Raw genomic sequence first — 692 nt, 5'->3', positions numbered from 1 at the left:
CCATACCAAGAGCTTGGGCTAAAGAAAGGTGACGCTTACCTTCAGATCAATACGAATATTCTGCAAATCGAGAACGAATATTACAGCTCAATCCGACCAAAGCGCAGTGCACTGTCAGGCGAAACGCCACGGCATGCACTCAACGAACGCGGAGTCGAATATATCGAGGTACGCTGCCTGGATTTGAACCCATTTTTACCATTGGGAATTTCTGACAGACAGGTCGACTTTATGGATATATTCCTGAGCTTTTGCTTACTCCAGGACTCTCCGGTAATTGGCGATAAGGAATGTGAATATCTCGATAGTAACTTTGACCTGGTCGTCAATGAAGGTAGAAGACCAGGACTTGAACTCACCGACCAATCACAAAAGCGAACGCTAAGTAGCTGGGGGCTTGAGCTTCTAAAAGGCATGCAAGGTCTTGCCGAAGTACTAGACCAGGCAACGAGCGACCAACGTTATAAGTCGGCACTAAAGGAACAGCTAGCTAAACTCGATACACCAGATCTAACACCCTCCGCTCAAGTGTTGTCAGTCATGAAGAAAGAGTCTCTATCCTGGCTAGAGATCGCTGGAGAACTTTCAAAGAAGCATCAATTGGTACTCAGTGCTGAGCCAGCACAAAACCAATTCAGCCAGTTTGAAAAACAAGCGCAGGAGTCGTTTAAGCAAGCAGAAGAAATAAAGCG

Annotated in this window: 1 pseudogene; it reads left to right on the top strand. The window is 46.2% G+C overall.

What is annotated here, in order from left to right:
• Positions 1–692 (top strand): annotated as a pseudogene (locus A3766_RS27665) (glutamate--cysteine ligase); the annotation flags it as partial.

Source organism: Oleiphilus sp. HI0132, assembly GCF_001635845.1.
Note: the sequence above shows the minus strand (reverse complement) of the source record. Positions and strands in the feature narration are given on the sequence as shown.